Here is a 16,592-nt window from a genome sequence, read left to right on the forward strand (position 1 = left end):
CGAATATGAAAACACGCGCCACGCTGCAGGAATTAGAGATTTTCACCGCCATCGCCCGCCATCTTAACTTTGGCAAAGCGGCGAAGGAGCGAAACGTCACGCCCTCGACGCTCAGTCACACCATGACCAATCTGGAACAGCGCATCGGCGTTCGCTTGCTGAATCGCACCACGCGCAGCGTTTCACTGACTGATGCCGGGAAAGCATTTTTACTGCGTATTGAACCGGCGATGCTGGATCTTTCGTTGGCGGTGGATGAACTGAATCACTGGCGGGTCGATCCGCGCGGCACGCTGCGGTTGAATATGCCGCGCAGCGCCGAAGCCCTGTACCTGCAGTCATTGCTGCTGCCCTTTCGCCAGCAGTATCCCGATATCGCGCTGGAGGTCACGACCAGTGACAGTCTGGTGAACATTGTCGAAGGGGGATTTGATGCGGGCGTTCGTTTTGGCGAGGCCATCCCGCAGGATATGGTGGCGATCCCCTTTGGCAGAAAATTGCGGGGAGCGGTGATCGCCAGCCCGGCGTATATTGCGCTACATGGCGTCCCTAAGCACCCTCAGGAATTAATCAACTTTCCCTGTATCCAGCGACGTTTTCCCAGTGGGATGAACTACAAATGGGAATTCAGTGATGCAGGGAAACCACTGGCGGTTGCGGTGGTGGGCAGCCTGACGCTGGACAATGATTTTGTGATGGCAGACGCGGCGAGCGCGGGTGCAGGATTGGCTTTTGTGTTTAAAGAGCTGGTGCAAAACCGGTTGGATAACGGTGAGCTGGTGGAAGTGCTGGCGGATTTTGCCGCCCCGGCTGAAAGCTTCTGGCTTTACTATCCCGGCAGGAAATACACCTCAACGCCGCTGCGCTGTTTCATTGCGTGGCTGCAGGCGTTTAACCGCCAGCCCTGAGCGGAATGACAGGCATAAAAAAACCCAGCCGTAGCTGGGTTTTCATCACTTGCGAAACGGAGACCGTTTCTTTCAGGCAACTTACTTGCTGCTGCCAGGCATAGTGAAACGCTTGTTGAAGCGGTCAACACGACCACCGCTAGCAACGTCACGCTGCTTACCGGTGTAGAACGGGTGGCAGTTACCACACACGTCCAGGTTCAGGTCGTGACCCACGGTTGAGCGGGTTTTGATTTCGTTACCGCAAGAACATTTAGCAGTAACTTCAGCGTAATTAGGGTGAATACCTTTTTTCATGGGAAACCTCAGTTAAGGCCGTGTCGCTCTCCCGTGCCAGGATTATTCCTGCACCGGCACCACACGCGGATTAATAATAACAGGTGTTTTGATACCAATAATGCCGTATCAACGGCGGCAAACTATACAGAAAGGTAACGTCTGCTGCAATCGAATCCGCACATTACGGAAGACACAGTGTACACTATCTCGCTCATAATTTCATCCGGATGATTTCATGCCCGTTGTTCAGGTCGCGCTACCCGTCCCGCTTGCCCGCAATTTTGACTATGCGTTACCCGCTCATCTGCCGTTACCGGTAGCCGGCGCGCGCGTCAGCGTGCCTTTTGGCAAGCGCAAGGCGATTGGCGTGGTGGTCGGCACGTCTGAAACCAGCGATTTCCCGTTGGATCAGCTAAAAGCCGTGCATGAAGTGTTGGACGAGGCGTCACTCTATCCGCCGTCGCTGTGGCGCATTCTGCTGTGGGCCGCCGACTATTATCACTATCCGCTGGGCGAAGTGCTGTTTCACGCCATGCCGGTGCTGCTGCGACAGGGGAAACCCGCGCAGGACGCGCCGATCTATCAATGGTTCCTCAGCGAGTCAGGGAAAGAAACGGCCCCGGAAAGCCTGAAGCGTGCGCCGAAGCAGCAGCAGGCGCTCGCCGCGCTGCGTCAGCGCCCGCTCTATCGCCATGAAGTCAGCCAGCACGATATTACCGACGCCACACTGCAGGCGCTGCGGGCGAAAGGCCTGTGCGATCTGCGTGCGCAGCCGCGGGCTCAGCAGGACTGGCGCACCGATTATGCGGTGAAAGGCGAGCGGTTAAGGTTGAATACCGAACAGGCCACCGCTGTGGGCGCGATCCGCAGCGAAGACGATCATTTTGCCGCCTGGCTGCTGGCCGGGATCACCGGTTCCGGTAAAACAGAAGTCTATCTCAGCGTGCTGGAGAATGTGCTGGCGAACGGCGGTCAGGCGCTGGTACTGGTGCCTGAAATCGGGCTGACGCCGCAAACCATCGCCCGCTTTCGGGAAAGATTTAACGCACCGGTCGACGTGCTGCACTCCGCCCTGAACGACGGCGAACGCCTGGCCGTCTGGCTGCGCGCCCGTCAGGGTGAAACGGCGATTGTTATCGGCACGCGCTCTGCGCTGTTCACGCCCTTCGCACGGCTTGGGGTGATCATCATTGATGAAGAGCACGACAGCTCCTATAAGCAGCAGGAAGGCTGGCGTTATCAGGCTCGCGATCTGGCCGTGTTCCGCGCACGACAGGAAGATATTCCGATTGTGATGGGCACCGCGACGCCCGCGCTGGAAACGCTGCACAACGTGCAGATGGGCAAATACCGCCAGCTCAACCTCAACAAACGTGCCGGTAACGCCCGACAGGCGACGCAACAGCTGATCGACCTGAAAGGGGTGAAATTGCAGGGCGGACTGTCGCCGATGCTGATCAAAAAAATCAGTCAGCACCTCAAAGCGGACAATCAGGTGCTGTTGTTCCTGAACCGTCGCGGTTTCTCTCCCGCCATGCTATGCCATGAATGCGGCTGGATTGCCGAGTGTCAGCGTTGCGATCGCTACTACACGCTGCACCAGCACCATCGCCAGCTGCGCTGCCACCATTGCGACAGCCAGCGTCCGGTGCCCCATCAATGCCCGCAGTGCGGATCGACCAACCTGGTGCCGGTCGGGCTGGGAACCGAGCAGCTCGAACACAATCTCAGCGAGCAGTTCCCTGACGTTCCGCTGTCGCGCATCGATCGTGATACCACCAGCCGCAAAGGGGCGCTGGAACAGCATCTGGCGGATGTGCATCGGGGCGGCGCGCGCATTCTGGTCGGCACGCAGATGCTGGCCAAAGGTCACCACTTCCCGGATGTGACGCTGGTGTCGTTGCTGGATGTGGATGGCGCGCTGTTTTCCGCCGACTTCCGTTCAGCCGAGCGCTTCGCCCAGCTTTACACTCAGGTGGCCGGACGCGCAGGCCGTGCGGGTAAGCAAGGAGAAGTGATGCTGCAGACGCACCATCCTGAGCACCCGCTGCTGCAAACCTTGCTGCATCAGGGCTACGATGCCTTTGCCCAGCAGGCGCTGGTCGAGCGCAAAACCGTGTTCCTGCCGCCGTTTACCAGCCATGCGCTGTTCCGCTCCGAAGACCATGATAATCAGCAGTCTGCGCTGTTCTTACAGCAGCTGCGTAATTTGCTGGAAGCCAGCCCGTTAAAAGATGAGGCGTTTTGGGTGATGGGGCCGGTTCCGGCACTGCAACCTAAGCGCGGTGGCCGCTTCCGTTGGCAGTTACTGTTACAGCATCCGTCACGCGCCGTATTACAGCGGTTAATTAAAAATTCACTGCCGCTGATTGGCACCTTGCCGCAGGCGCGAAAAGTGAAATGGACGCTGGATGTGGATCCTACAGAAGGCTAAATCGTCTTACGGGTGCGAGTAACATCGAAAAAAGTCGCACAAGTCACAATTTTTATGCAAATTAAGTAACAGCCTGTCGCCGCATCTGATAAACATGAGTGTCTGGCCTGCAAAATGACCTCTCGCGGCTACTTATAATTAGAATCGTCCCCAAGTGTCAGGTCAGCTCAGGCTGGCGTGAGGAGAAAAGCGTTGGAGCACAATCAAGAGACAACAGGCGCGACCATGAAGGACGTGGCTGAAGAAGCAGGCGTATCAACGGCGACCGTTTCGCGCGCCCTGATGAACCCGGAAAAGGTCTCTGCCGCCACGCGCAAAAAAGTCGAAAAAGCGGTGCTTGCCGTTGGTTACTCCCCTCACGCGATGGCCCGCAGTGCCAAACGCAGCGAATCCCGTACGATCCTGGTGATCGTCCCTGACATCTGTGATCCCTTCTTTAGTGAGATGATCCGCGGCATTGAAGTGGTCGCGGCCGATCAGGGCTATCTGGTACTGATCGGCGACTGCGCTCATCAGAACAAGCAGGAAAAATCCTTTCTCAACCTGGTGATGACCCGTCAAATCGATGGCATGGTGCTGTTGGGTTCACAGGTGCCTTTCGACACCGGGATTGAAGAGCAGCGCAATCTTCCGCCAATGGTGATGGCCAATGAATTTGCGCCTGAGCTTGAGCTGCCAACCGTGCATATCGATAACCTGACCGCGGCCTTCGAAGCGGTTAATCATCTGCTAAAACTCGGCCACAGTCGCATTGCCTGTATTGCCGGTCCGCAGGATATGCCGCTGTGCCAGTATCGTCTGCAGGGCTACATCCAGGCGTTACGCCGCAATGGCCTGGCGGTCGATCCACACTACATTGTGCGCGGCGACTTTACCTTCGATGCCGGTTCGCGGGCGATGAAACATCTGATGACGCTGCCTAAGCCGCCGGACGCGCTGTTCTGTCACAGTGACATCATGGCGCTAGGCGCGATGTCGCAGGCCAAAATCATGGGGTTACGCGTGCCTCAGGATTTATCGCTGATTGGCTTCGATGATATCGAACTGTCCCGTTACAGCGACCCGCAACTGACCACCGTTGCCCAGCCGAGGTTTAATATCGGTCGGGAAGCGATGTTGCTGTTACTCGAACAGCTGCAGGGCAAAACCGTTAACAGCGGTTCCCGCCTGTTAGATTTTGAACTGAAAATTCGCGGCAGTACCGCGCCTTCCCTGCGGGAAAAAGTCTGAAAAGCTCACTATTTCCGTCACCACAGACGCAAAAACAAGATTCAGTGGATTCTTACAGGGATCCCCGCTGGTCAAACTTCCGGCCCTTAAGTAACATGACGGGCTGATAGCCGGGCGCGTCAGCTTTGGTCCGGCCTCACCTTTCATTGAATATTAGCGGAACGATTAGTGGCACAAAAAGATTACGTAGGCCGCGGGCGTTCGACAGGGACGCGTCGCAAGAAGACCAACAGTCGCACTAAAAAGCGCAGTGGTGGTGGTTCAGGAGTTTCAAAAATTATGGTTGTGCTTGCCGTTGCCGTGCTGGTGACGTTCGTCGGCGGACTGTGGTTTATTGCCCATCATAAAAAAGAAGAGACGCCGGAAATCCCCGCGCACAAAGCCGTGGGTAACGGCCTTCCGCCTAAACCGGAAGAGCGCTGGCGTTATATCAAAGAGCTGGAAAACCGTCAGATTACCGTTCCCTCACCTGTTGAACCGTCATCAGGTGGCGAAGTGCAATCCAAAACCCAGCTCACCGACGAACAGCGCCAGCTGCTGGAGCAAATGCAGTCTGATATGCGCCAGCAGCCAACGCAGCTGAATGAGGTGCCGTGGAACGAACAGACCCCGGCACAGCGTCAGCAAACGTTGCAGCGTCAACAGCAGCAGAGCCAGTTACAGCAGCAGTCACGGATGCCACAGCAGCAACAGCAGCAACAGGCGCCTCGTCAGGCACCTGTCGCGCCGGTGACCCGGGCAACGCCGGCAGTGCGTGAGCCGGCAGTACGTGAGTCGGTTAAGCAGCAGCAGGCTGCGCCAGCGCAGGCACCGGCACAAACCGCTCAGCAGCCGAAAACGGAGAGCAAACCGAAAGAGGCCGAGAAGTCTCAGCACTGGATGGTGCAGTGTGGTTCGTTCAAAGGGACCGACCAGGCAGAGTCGATTCGTGCACAGCTGGCCTTCGAAGGATTTGAAAGCCGAATCACGACCGGCGGTGGCTGGAATCGCGTAGTGATCGGCCCGTACAACAGCCGTTCTTCGGCTGACAGCACGCTGAAACGTCTGCGCGGATCGGGCCATTCAAATTGTATTCCTCTCGCCTCCGGGGGTTGAAACCCCTTAAAGCCGCCCCATATCTGGTTGCATCAATGCCCCGCAGGTGAACTGCGGGGACATCTTCTGACTGCAACAAGGGGTCTGCCCGTGACAACAATTGTAAGTGTACGACGCAACGGCCAGGTAGTAATTGGCGGTGATGGCCAGGCTACCCTCGGCAACACCGTAATGAAAGGCAACGTCAAAAAAGTGCGTCGTCTCTATAACGACAAAGTCATTGCCGGTTTTGCTGGTGGGACCGCAGATGCCTTTACGCTATTTGAACTCTTCGAACGTAAGCTGGAAATGCATCAGGGCCACCTGGTGAAAGCGGCCGTTGAGTTAGCGAAAGACTGGCGTACCGACCGTATGCTGCGCAAGCTTGAAGCGCTGCTGGCGGTAGCCGATGAAAATGCCTCCCTGATTATTACCGGTAATGGCGACGTCATTCAGCCGGAAAACGATTTAATTGCCATTGGTTCTGGTGGTCCTTACGCGCAGGCTGCTGCCCGTGCGCTGTTGGAAAACACCGAAATCGGCGCACGTGACATCGTTGAAAAAGCGCTGGGTATTGCAGGCGACATCTGCATCTATACCAACCACAACCTCACCATCGAAGCATTACCGTCTAAAGCGTAAGGATCCCAACTATGTCCGAAATGACTCCGCGCGAGATCGTCAGCGAACTGAACAGATTTATCATTGGCCAGGATAATGCCAAGCGCGCCGTGGCGATCGCCTTGCGTAACCGCTGGCGTCGTATGCAGCTCGACGAAGAGCTGCGCCACGAAGTGACGCCAAAAAACATTCTGATGATCGGCCCGACCGGTGTGGGTAAAACAGAAATTGCCCGCCGTCTGGCAAAACTCGCCAACGCGCCGTTTATCAAAGTCGAAGCGACCAAATTCACCGAAGTGGGTTATGTCGGTAAAGAAGTGGATTCCATCATCCGCGACCTGACCGATTCTGCACTGAAGATGGTGCGTTCTCAGGCGATTGAAAAAAATCGTTACCGCGCTGAAGAGATGGCGGAAGAACGCATTCTGGACGTGCTGATCCCACCGGCCAAGAACAACTGGGGCCAGTCTGAAGCGGAAGCCGCACCGTCTGCCGCCCGTCAGTCTTTCCGCAAAAAACTGCGTGAAGGCCAGTTGAACGACAAAGAGATTGAGATCGATCTGGCCTCTTCATCGATGGGCGTTGAAATCATGTCGCCTCCGGGCATGGAAGAGATGACCAATCAGCTGCAGTCGATGTTCCAGAACCTGGGTAACCAGAAGCAGAAGCCGCGTAAGCTGAAAATTCAGGAAGCGATGAAGCTGCTGATTGAAGAAGAAGCCGCCAAACTGGTCAATCCGGAAGAGCTGAAGCAGGAAGCGATCGACGCGGTTGAGCAGCACGGTATCGTCTTTATCGATGAAATCGACAAAGTCTGTAAGCGTGGCGAAAGCTCCGGCCCGGACGTTTCCCGCGAAGGCGTACAGCGCGACCTGCTGCCACTGGTGGAAGGCTGCACCGTATCCACCAAGCACGGCATGGTGAAAACAGACCACATTCTGTTTATCGCGTCGGGTGCGTTCCAGGTTGCCAGCCCGTCAGACCTGATCCCGGAACTGCAGGGTCGTCTGCCAATCCGCGTTGAGCTGCAGGCACTGACCACCCATGATTTCGAGCGCATTCTGACCGAGCCGAGTGCCTCCGTGACCGTGCAGTACAAAGCGCTGATGAAAACCGAAGGCGTGGATATTCACTTCACCGAAGACGGCATCAGCAAGATTGCCGCCGCCGCGTGGCAGGTGAATGAAACCGCCGAGAACATCGGTGCGCGCCGTCTGCATACGGTGCTGGAGCGTCTGATGGAAGATATCTCCTATGACGCCAGCGACCTCAACGGTCAGTCGTTTACCATTGATGCCGAGTATGTTGGAAAGCATCTGGACGAGCTGGTCGCAGACGAAGATTTGAGCCGCTTTATTCTGTAACCGCGCGGCGAAAATCGACACATCAGGAGGCTTCGGCCTCCTTTTTTATTGCCTGAAATCCCTTCCCGGCAGTTGCATCCTTGACGTGGAATAACTCTCTGGCCCGTCGCAGACGCTACCATAGCGCGACGTCTTCCCTCAGCCAGGACCTGCCGCTATGACGGATAATCTGCACCCGATGACCGCAATATCTTCTTCCCGCGCCTGGCTGGAAAGCCTGCGTTTGCGCACGCTGCCGCTGGCCTGTGCCTCGGTGATGACCGGTTCCGCGCTGGCCTGGTGGCAGGGACATTTTAATGCGGGCACCGCCGCGCTGGCACTGCTCACCACCGCCCTGCTGCAAATTCTGTCCAACCTGGCAAATGACTATGGTGATGCCCTGAAAGGCAGCGACACGCCGGCCCGCATCGGGCCACTGCGGGGCATGCAAAAAGGGGCGATTAGTCAGAAGCAGATGCGCAGTGCCCTGATCCTCACCGTGGCCTTGACGATGATATCCGGCGTCGCGCTGGTGATCCGCGCCTGCCAGTCGGTAAACGATTTTTTGGGCTTTATTGCGCTGGGCGCGGTGGCGATCGTCGCCGCCATCGCTTACACCGTCGGCAAGAAACCCTATGGCTATTTAGGATTGGGCGATGCGTCGGTATTAATTTTCTTCGGCTGGCTTGGGGTAATGGGCAGCTACTATCTTCAGGCCCATCAACTCTCCCTGCTACTGCTGTTACCTGCCACAGCCTGTGGGCTGATGGCGGTCGCGGTGCTTAACGTCAATAACATGCGCGATATTGAAAGCGACCAGCAGCATGGCAAGTTTACCCTGGCGGTGCGCTTAGGGGCGAGTGGCGCCAGGCGCTATCATCAGCTAATCCTCACCGCGGCCGTGCTGTGCTGCGCGGTTTTTGCCCTGCTCACTTCGCTGAATCTCGCCGGCTGGTTATTCCTGCTCTCCGCACCGTTGCTGTTCAGACAGGCCCGCTACATTACGCAGCAGCCTTCCGCCGTTGCCATGCGTCCTATGCTGGCGAAAACCGTGAAATCCGCCCTGTTACTCAACCTGCTTTTCTCGCTCGGGCTGGTCCTCAATTAACTGCGATGTGTTTGACTCATCGCAACTTTTAACAATTGATGATTTTGCCAACAGCGGCGAGAAAGCGATATACTTAGAGTTCCTGTGGCAAACAGACGAAACCCTTATGAAATATGATACTTCTGAACTCTGCGACATCTATCACGAAGATGTGAACGTCGTTGAACCGCTCTTTTCAAACTTCGGTGGCCGTACGTCGTTTGGCGGGCAAATCATCACGGTAAAATGTTTCGAGGACAACGGGCTGTTGTACGATCTGCTGGAGGAAAACGGGCGAGGTCGTGTGCTGCTGGTTGATGGCGGCGGTTCAGTGCGTCGTGCGCTGATTGATGCGGCGCTGGCCAGGCTGGCACTGCAGAACGAATGGGAAGGCATTGTGGTGTACGGTTCCGTACGTCAGGTTGACGATCTGGAAGAGCTGGATATTGGCATTCAGGCGATTGCTGCCATTCCGGTCGGTGCTGCGGGTGAAGGCATTGGCGAGAGCGATATTCGCGTCAACTTCGGTGGCGTCACTTTCTTCTCCGGCGATCATCTCTACGCCGACAACACTGGCATTATCCTTTCCGAAGATCCGCTCGATATCGAATAAAAAAAACGGGTGCCACTGGCACCCGTTTCTCTGCTGACCGTTAAATCAGACTTCTTCCATTTTTCCCAACAGGGCGCGCAAACGCTCCTGCCAGACAAGCTGCTCTTCTTTCAGGTGCTGGTTCTCACGCACCACTGATTCGCTATTCCCTGCAGCCTGCTGAACCTGCTGATTCAGGTTGTTGTTCTGCTCTTTCAGCTCTTCAATTTCCATCTGTAACAGGGTGATGGTATCAATCGCCTGTTGTACTTTCGCTTCCAGTTTCTCGAACACTTCAAATGACATTGTAAAAGACCTCTCCAAATCGCCAGGCGTTGATGTTGCCAGCCGCAGATCATGAGGGGATAAGCCGGGATTCCACGGATAACAACGCTTCCCCGATTGTAAGTAGACCCGCGCCCCAAGTCCAGTAGCGAACCCGCACAGGGTGCAGACTGTAACAATTTTCAGCATAGACCTGGAATCTGCAACATTACCCGCAGTATTTGCGGGGCTAATGTTAACGATTTGGGATAAAAATCACCAAATGGAAAATTGAAATGTTGTTTCAGGAAAGCAAAAAGACGCGAAAACGCTCATTTTTATGACACAGCACACAACTTTTGATTTCGCTATTTCTCGTTTATGCTCGTTAACGATAAATTTACATCAGCCCTACATAAGATTTGGGCGGCTCAGGGAGTGAGAAAAAAACGAAGTACAACATTAAACCTCGCCTTCAGGAAATGTCATCATGAGTCAGACAGCAACAAGCACGCTCAAAGGGCAGTGCATCGCCGAATTCCTTGGTGTCGCCACCATTATCTTCTTTGGTGCCGGCTGTGTCGCCGCCATGAAACTGGCTGGTGCAAGTTTTGGTCAGTGGGAAATCAGTATTATCTGGGGGATTGCCGTTGCGATGGCCATCTACCTCAGCGCCGCTATCTCCGGCGCGCATCTGAATCCTGCAGTGACCATTGCACTCTGCCTGTTCGCCAATTTCGAACGCCGTAAAGTTGTGCCGTACATTCTGGCACAAATCGCCGGTGCCTTCTGCTCCGCCGCACTGGTTTACGGTCTCTACTACAATCTGTTCTTTGATTACGAGCAAACGCATCAGATGGTGCGCGGCAGTATCGAGAGCCTCGATTTGGCTGGGATCTTCTCCACCTATCCAAATCCGCACATCGGCGTTGGCCAGGCCTTCCTGGTTGAAGCGGTGATCACCGCGGTGATGATGGGCCTGATTATGGCGCTGACCGATGACGGTAACGGCCTGCCTCGCGGTCCGATGGCTCCGCTGCTGATTGGCCTGCTGATTGCGGTAATCGGTGGCTCAATGGGTCCACTGACCGGCTTCGCACTGAACCCGGCGCGTGATTTCGGACCGAAACTCTTTGCCTGGCTTGCGGGTTGGGGTAACGTCGCCTTTACCGGTGGCCGTGATATCCCGTATTTCCTCGTGCCGATCTTTGGACCGATTGTGGGTGCCAGCCTGGGCGCAGTTGGCTATCGCTATCTGATTGCCCGTAACCTGCCTGGCGCAGCTGTAGTAAAGAAAGACGAGAAGACGATAGCGCGTGCTGAGCAGCGTAAAGCGTAAGTGCTAACCCTTTACACCATCAGGAATGAATTATGACCATAGAAAAAAAATACATTGTCGCGCTCGATCAGGGGACGACCAGCTCTCGTGCCGTGATCCTGGATCATGACTCCAACATCGTTGCCGTCTCCCAGCGCGAATTTCAGCAAATTTATCCTAAGCCCGGCTGGGTTGAGCATGACCCGATGGATATCTGGGCTTCCCAGAGCTCCACGCTGGTAGAAGTGCTGGCGCATGCCGATATTCGTTCAGACGAGATTGCCGCGATCGGTATCACCAACCAGCGTGAAACCACCATTATCTGGGACAAAGAGACCGGCAAGCCGATCTACAACGCTATCGTCTGGCAGGATCCGCGCACCGCTGACTACTGTGCAAAACTGAAAAAAGAAGGGCTGGAAGAGTATATCCAGCACACCACCGGCCTGGTGATTAATCCTTACTTCTCCGGTACCAAGGTGAAGTGGATCCTCGACCACGTGGAAGGCTCACGCGATCGTGCGAAACGTGGCGAGCTGCTGTTCGGTACGGTTGACTCCTGGCTAGTGTGGAAAATGACGCAGGGACGGGTGCACATCACCGATTACACCAACGCCTCGCGTACCATGATGTTTAACATCCACAAGCTGGAGTGGGATCAGCGCATGTTGGATATCCTCGATATCCCGCGTGAAATGCTGCCAGAAGTGAAATCGTCTTCTGAAGTGTACGGCCAGACCAACATTGGTGGTAAAGGCGGTACGCGTATTCCAATCGCCGGTATCGCCGGTGACCAGCAGGCGGCGCTGTACGGCCAGATGTGTGTTCAGCCGGGTATGGCAAAAAATACCTACGGCACCGGCTGCTTTATGTTAATGAACACCGGTACCGAAGCGGTGACCTCAACCAACGGCCTGTTGACCACCATCGCCTGTGGCCCACGCGGTGAAGTGAACTACGCACTGGAAGGCGCGGTATTTATCGGCGGTGCCTCTATCCAGTGGCTGCGCGATGAGATGAAACTGATCGGCGATGCAACCGACTCCGAGTACTTTGCGACTAAGGTGAAGGACAGCAACGGCGTTTATATGGTGCCTGCCTTTACCGGTCTGGGTGCTCCTTACTGGGACCCGTATGCCCGTGGCGCGATCTTCGGCCTGACGCGCGGTGCGAATGCTAACCACATCATCCGTGCCACGCTGGAGTCGATTGCTTATCAGACGCGTGACGTGTTGGAAGCAATGCAGATCGATGCCAATACCCGCCTGCAGTCTCTGCGTGTGGATGGTGGTGCGGTTGCCAACAACTTCCTGATGCAGTTCCAGTCCGACATTCTGGGTACGCGTGTTGAGCGCCCTGAAGTGCTGGAAGTGACCGCGTTAGGTTCAGCGTACCTGGCTGGCCTGGCCGTCGGTTTCTGGTCAGATCTGGATGAAGTGCGTGAAAAAGCGGTGATTGAGCGTGAGTTCCGCCCAAGCATCGAAACCACTCAGCGTAACTACCTCTATGCCGGCTGGAAAAAAGCCGTTTCTCGCGCCCAGGCGTGGGAAGATCAGGACGACTCGTAAGTCTGAAAATTGCCCGTGGCCTCCCGGCTACGGGCTTTTCCCCCTCCCCCGCTTCCCCGCTGTGATAAACTTTCCGCCTCAACATTTCCCGAGGCCAATCATGAAACGAGAACTCGCCATTGAATTTTCACGCGTAACGGAAGCCGCTGCTCTGGCAGGCTACAAGTGGCTGGGACGCGGTGACAAAAACGCCGCAGACGGTGCTGCCGTCCACGCCATGCGCATCATGCTGAACAAAGTGAACATTGACGGCCAGATCGTCATTGGCGAGGGCGAGATTGATGAAGCCCCGATGTTATATATCGGCGAGAAGGTCGGCAGCGGCGAGGGTGATGCGGTAGATATCGCCGTCGATCCGATTGAAGGCACCCGCATGACCGCGATGGGCCAGCCTAATGCGCTGGCGGTGCTGGCGGTTGGCGATAAGGGCACCTTCCTGAATGCGCCCGATATGTATATGGAAAAACTGATTGTCGGGCCCGGCGCGAAAGGCGCAATCGATCTGGCTTTGCCACTCGAAGAGAATCTGAAGCGCGTCGCTGAGGCGCTGCGCAAGCCGCTGTCTGAACTGACCGTCACCATTCTGGCGAAGCCCCGTCACGATGCCGTGATTGCCCAGCTACAGCAGCTTGGCGTGCGGATTTTTGCCATTCCCGATGGCGATGTTGCGGCATCGATCCTGACCTGTATGCCAGACAGTGAAGTGGATGTGATGTACGGCATCGGCGGCGCACCTGAAGGCGTGATCTCGGCGGCGGTGATCCGGGCGATGGATGGCGATATGCAAGGCCGCCTGCTGGCGCGTCATGATGTCAAAGGCGACACGCCGGAGAACCGCGCGCTCGGCGAGCAGGAGCTGAAACGCTGTCAGGAAATGGGCATCGAAGCCGGCAAGGTTTTACGTCTGGACGAGATGGCGCGTAACGATAACGTGATTTTCTCGGCAACCGGCATCACCAGCGGCGACCTGCTGAAGGGCATCACCCGCAACGGCAATATCGCGACCACTGAAACGCTGCTGGTTCGCGGCAAATCCCGCACCATTCGCCGTATTCAGTCGATTCACTACCTCGATCGCAAAGATGAAAATCTGCACCCGTTTATTCTGTAACGCCTGAGTTGTCCGATTCTGTGGACAACTAAAAACGGCCCCGGCAGCAGTGTTGCTGGCGGGGCCGTTTTTTATGGGCGGTCGCGATTAAACCGCCATCGGCTCCGGACGGCGGGAAAGCGGCAGCCAGCACAGCAGGATCAGCAGCGCCATCGCCGACATCAGCATACCCAGGCTGAACTGCCCGGTCTGCGGCAACAGGGCGGAAAGCCATGCAGCCAGACCCGATCCCAGATTCTGCAATCCTCCTAACAACGCCCCCGCGGTCCCGGCCATATAAGGCCAGGGTTCCATGGCACCGGTTGTTGCCAGCGGAAACAGCATCCCGGCCCCAAAGAAGAACACCGCCGCCGGCACGATCAGCGTCCAGATGGTCATCACCCCAAACCAGCCGGGGATCCACATCAACGCCCCGGCCAGCAGGCAGCTGTTCACTGACCACCACATCAACTGCGGGAAAGGTCGGTTATCGCGCCCGGCAAACCAGGCACCAAAGAAGGCCGCCGGGATTGGCAGAATAAACAGCAGGCTGACGGTCAAGCTGTTCAGGCCCAACACGCCGCCCATCAACACGCCACAGCTGGCCTCAAACACCGCGATGCCGCCCAACGCCCCCATCAGCATAATCAGGTAGCGAATAAAGGTGCCATCCGCCAGCAGCGGGCGATAGCGCGAAAATAACCGGCGTTTCTCAACCGGTGCGGGACGCGTCTCCGGTAACCAGCGCAGCATCGCGGTACCTACGCAGAAACACAGCAGCAGCAGGAAAGCAAAACAGGCCTGCCAGCCAAACAGATGCGTCAGCAGCGCGCCAATCACCGGTGCCACCAGCGGGCTGACCAGGATACCCATATTCAGCAGGCTGTTTGCCAGCCTTAATGTGCTGCCGGCATACAAATCGCGCGGCATGGTTCGGGCCATCACGCCCGCTACGCCGGTGCCCAGTCCCTGAATCGCGCTGCCGAGCACCAGCAGATCGAAGGTGGCCGCATTGAGCGCCACCAGGGTACCCACGCAGAAAATCGCCAGACCGGCGAGGATCACCGGGCGGCGGCCGATATTGTCGGACAACGGCCCATACAACAGCTGGGAGCCGCCATAGGTCATCAGGTACGCCGCCATCACCCGTTGTACCGCGCCATCCCGGACGTTAAACGCCTCGGCAATGGTCGCCATCGCCGGGACATAGATGGTCTGCGCCATCTGCCCCACAGCCACCAGCGCGATCAGCATCAGCAACAGATGCCCGTTTTCAATTTTTCTCATTTCAGTCAGCACATTTATCGGCGTTACTCACTTAATTCAGCAATAACGCCAGCAGGAGGGAGTGTTATGCCGGGGAAAATATCAGGATTCGATGACAAAGCGAGAGGCAGGCTGAAAATGGTCAGGCATCCACTGTCAGAGAAAGCAGGCAGCAGCGTAAATCTATCTGTACGTTATAGTGTTTACAGGTGCGGACAATTTGTCGATACGAGCTTTGTCACCGACTGACACTGGAAAATCAGCCGCTGAGTGGAGAAGATACCGCTACGCCACCTTGCCCTTACCCCCGAATAAAGGAGTTATTTATGGCCGAATGGGTTAACGCCAGCATCAAACAGGTGAACGATTTTACCGACAGTTTATTCAGTCTGATCGTTACCGCCCCCATCGACCCGTTTACTGCCGGTCAGTTTGCCAAGCTGGCGCTGGAAATTGACGGAGAGCGCGTACAGCGGGCTTACTCCTTTGTTAATGCCCCGAGCGATAACAATCTGGAGTTCTATCTGGTCACCGTGCCGGAAGGCAAACTCAGCCCGCGCCTGCATGCCCTGAAGCCCGGCGACGAAGTGATGATCACCAAAGAATCGGCCGGTTTTTTTGTCGTGGATGAAGTCCCGGAATGCAAAACGCTGTGGATGCTGGCAACCGGCACCGCCATCGGTCCCTACCTGTCGATTTTGCAGGAAGGCAAAGGCCTGGCGCGCTTTGAGAATATCGTGCTGGTTCATGCCGCCCGCTATGCCCAGGATCTGAGCTACCTGCCGCTGATGCAGCAGCTACAGCAGCGTTACAACGGCCAGTTACGCATCCAGACCGTGGTCAGCCGCGAAGAGATTACCGGTTCACTGACCGGCCGCGTCCCGGCGCTGATTGAGAGCGGTGAGCTGGAATCCGCCGTTGGCCTGCCAATGAATGCTGAAGACAGCCACGTCATGCTGTGCGGCAATCCGCAAATGGTCAGAGACACCCAACAGCTGTTGAAAGAGACCCGCGAGATGCGCAAGCACCTGAAACGTAAGCCCGGCCATATGACCGCCGAGCATTACTGGTAATCAGGCGCCCTGCGACGTAAATAGTTCACCGGGCTGGCCGCTTTACCAAAGCGGTTCTCGCCCGGCGTGCCGCGAAAGGTGCCGAGTTCCAGCGTCATGGTCACCAGGATCAGGGTTGGAATAAAGCATCCCAACGCCCACTGCCAGTTGGCCGGTAACATATCCCAGTCACGCGCCAGTAATACCCAGGCAACCACCAACAGCAGCGCCCAGTAGCCGGTTTTATTGCGATCGTGCAGGCGTTTCACCACCACCGCACCGGTCGGCCATAGCAGACAAACCACGCAAAAAGCCGCAGATTGTGTCGACATAAATCCCCGGTCGGCCAGCCAGAACAGCACCACCATCAGTGCCAGCCACAGCGTCAGCCAGACCCACAGATCCCGGCGTCCTATTCGGCCCCGCCAGGAAAAACACCACGCTTGTAAGGTCATTTTTATCCCCC

The 16,592-nt window shown here is 56.4% G+C and carries 16 protein-coding genes; 12 read left to right on the forward strand and 4 right to left on the reverse strand.

The features are described from left to right. The first annotated feature begins 5 nt into the window (after positions 1-5). Positions 6-908 carry a LysR family transcriptional regulator gene (locus tag ACXKZG_RS22065; protein WP_346568417.1) on the forward strand — a complete coding sequence of 301 codons (903 nt, stop codon included), beginning with the start codon at positions 6-8 and terminating at the stop codon, positions 906-908. Positions 909-989: 81 nt separating this feature from the next. Here ACXKZG_RS22065 and rpmE read toward each other — a convergent pair whose 3' ends face one another. Then, positions 990-1,205, reverse strand: a complete 216-nt coding sequence (gene rpmE, locus ACXKZG_RS22070) for a 50S ribosomal protein L31 (RefSeq protein ID WP_013200198.1) — start codon at positions 1,203-1,205, stop codon at positions 990-992. A 217-nt stretch (positions 1,206-1,422) separates the two neighbouring features. On the opposite strand from rpmE, the gene priA reads away from it, so the two are divergent. The 7 genes from priA to rraA all read left to right on the forward strand — a co-directional run bounded on the left by priA (position 1,423) and on the right by rraA (position 9,589). Then, complete coding sequence (gene priA, locus ACXKZG_RS22075; RefSeq protein ID WP_106382050.1) at positions 1,423-3,621, forward strand: primosomal protein N'; 2,199 nt, start codon at positions 1,423-1,425, stop codon at positions 3,619-3,621. Between the two features lie 225 nt (positions 3,622-3,846). Next, positions 3,847-4,851, forward strand: coding sequence for a DNA-binding transcriptional regulator CytR (cytR, locus tag ACXKZG_RS22080; RefSeq protein WP_482435172.1), 1,005 nt, complete (start codon positions 3,847-3,849; stop codon positions 4,849-4,851). A 168-nt stretch (positions 4,852-5,019) separates the two neighbouring features. Continuing rightward, positions 5,020-5,946, forward strand: coding sequence for a cell division protein FtsN (gene ftsN / locus ACXKZG_RS22085; RefSeq protein ID WP_488875471.1), 927 nt, complete (start codon positions 5,020-5,022; stop codon positions 5,944-5,946). 90 nt (positions 5,947-6,036) lie between these two features. Further along, complete coding sequence (hslV, locus tag ACXKZG_RS22090) at positions 6,037-6,567, forward strand: ATP-dependent protease subunit HslV (protein WP_013200194.1); 531 nt, start codon at positions 6,037-6,039, stop codon at positions 6,565-6,567. Positions 6,568-6,578: 11 nt separating this feature from the next. Next, positions 6,579-7,910: an ATP-dependent protease ATPase subunit HslU gene (gene hslU, locus ACXKZG_RS22095; RefSeq protein ID WP_013200193.1), complete on the forward strand. Its 1,332-nt coding sequence runs from the start codon at positions 6,579-6,581 to the stop codon at positions 7,908-7,910. Positions 7,911-8,067: 157 nt separating this feature from the next. Further along, positions 8,068-8,997: a 1,4-dihydroxy-2-naphthoate polyprenyltransferase gene (locus tag ACXKZG_RS22100; RefSeq protein ID WP_013200192.1), complete on the forward strand. Its 930-nt coding sequence runs from the start codon at positions 8,068-8,070 to the stop codon at positions 8,995-8,997. A gap of 106 nt (positions 8,998-9,103) precedes the next feature. Continuing rightward, a complete protein-coding gene (rraA, locus tag ACXKZG_RS22105) occupies positions 9,104-9,589 on the forward strand; it encodes a ribonuclease E activity regulator RraA (RefSeq protein WP_013200191.1) in 486 nt (161 codons plus the stop codon). A gap of 45 nt (positions 9,590-9,634) precedes the next feature. On the opposite strand, the gene zapB is transcribed toward rraA, so the two are convergent. Then, positions 9,635-9,874 (reverse strand): cell division protein ZapB, encoded by a 240-nt coding sequence (gene zapB / locus ACXKZG_RS22110; protein ID WP_013200190.1) that lies wholly within the window; start codon positions 9,872-9,874, stop codon positions 9,635-9,637. 448 nt (positions 9,875-10,322) lie between these two features. Between zapB and ACXKZG_RS22115 the strand changes: the two genes are divergently transcribed. From ACXKZG_RS22115 to glpX, 3 genes are all read left to right on the forward strand, one after another. Beyond that, the gene (locus tag ACXKZG_RS22115; protein WP_488875472.1) at positions 10,323-11,171 is read left to right on the forward strand and encodes an MIP/aquaporin family protein; all 849 of its coding nucleotides are present in this window, start codon (positions 10,323-10,325) and stop codon (positions 11,169-11,171) included. Positions 11,172-11,203: 32 nt separating this feature from the next. After that, complete coding sequence (gene glpK, locus ACXKZG_RS22120; protein WP_013200188.1) at positions 11,204-12,718, forward strand: glycerol kinase GlpK; 1,515 nt, start codon at positions 11,204-11,206, stop codon at positions 12,716-12,718. Between the two features lie 100 nt (positions 12,719-12,818). Then, positions 12,819-13,829: a class II fructose-bisphosphatase gene (glpX, locus tag ACXKZG_RS22125; RefSeq protein WP_013200187.1), complete on the forward strand. Its 1,011-nt coding sequence runs from the start codon at positions 12,819-12,821 to the stop codon at positions 13,827-13,829. A gap of 87 nt (positions 13,830-13,916) precedes the next feature. Here the strand turns inward: glpX and emrD are convergent, their stop codons facing one another. Next, positions 13,917-15,095 carry a multidrug efflux MFS transporter EmrD gene (gene emrD / locus ACXKZG_RS22130; RefSeq protein ID WP_013200186.1) on the reverse strand — a complete coding sequence of 393 codons (1,179 nt, stop codon included), beginning with the start codon at positions 15,093-15,095 and terminating at the stop codon, positions 13,917-13,919. Between the two features lie 305 nt (positions 15,096-15,400). Between emrD and fpr the strand changes: the two genes are divergently transcribed. Then, positions 15,401-16,147, forward strand: coding sequence for a ferredoxin--NADP(+) reductase (gene fpr / locus ACXKZG_RS22135; RefSeq protein ID WP_013200185.1), 747 nt, complete (start codon positions 15,401-15,403; stop codon positions 16,145-16,147). Here fpr and ACXKZG_RS22140 read toward each other — a convergent pair. After that, positions 16,138-16,581, reverse strand: coding sequence for a DUF805 domain-containing protein (locus ACXKZG_RS22140; protein ID WP_013200184.1), 444 nt, complete (start codon positions 16,579-16,581; stop codon positions 16,138-16,140). The two genes, fpr and ACXKZG_RS22140, sit on opposite strands and share 10 nt — an antisense overlap. Between the last annotated feature and the right edge of the window lie 11 nt (positions 16,582-16,592).

Source organism: Erwinia sp. 2186 (genome assembly GCF_057812255.1).